The organism is Microbacterium sp. UBA837, assembly GCF_002296025.1.
Lineage (GTDB): Bacteria > Actinomycetota > Actinomycetes > Actinomycetales > Microbacteriaceae > Microbacterium.
Genome location: NZ_DBHD01000038.1, coordinates 5929 through 6524, shown reverse-complemented (window position 1 = coordinate 6524; position 596 = coordinate 5929). Strand labels below are relative to the sequence as shown.

The window sequence follows — 596 nt, the reverse complement described above, 5'->3', positions numbered from 1 at the left end:
CATTGTTCGCAGCCACACACACCTGAGATATCCCGACCGGCAACGACACCTCCACATCGAACGCATGTGCCGACCCGTACCCGGGGTAACTATCTGCCAAGTACGCCCACGAGATATCCGCAGCCGAACGGAGAACCGTCTCTCCCCCCGACTTCACACGGATCGTGACCGGATCCGCAGTATCAGGATCGATCACCCACCCCTTGACCCGCACACCGCCCGGTGAGACGACCCAATCCGTGATGTACCCGAAAGGATCCCCACCGAGAACCGTGACCGTCTCACACCCCAACGTCCGATTCACCCCAGAACCCACATTGTTCGCAGCCACACATAACGTATGCATACCCGGCGACAACGCAAGCTCCGCCTCGAAACCATGGGCGGAGCCATACCCGGCGTACTCTCCCAGATCCGAACGCTCCCCATCCGCAGTCACACGAACAAGTTGCGTTGAACCATCCTTAATACGCACGCTCGTCGCCCCAGAAGTATCCGGGTCAATAACCCACCCGGAAACACGGACACCACCAGGCACCACCTCAATCGGATCAACACCACCGATCGGGTCACCGCCGAGGACCGTGACCGTCTCA

General features: G+C 59.9%; 1 pseudogene. It reads right to left on the bottom strand.

Features of this window, described 5'->3' with window-relative positions:
- Positions 1-292: pseudogene (locus B3587_RS02960) on the bottom strand (hypothetical protein); the annotation flags it as partial.
- Between the last annotated feature and the right edge of the window lie 304 nt (positions 293-596).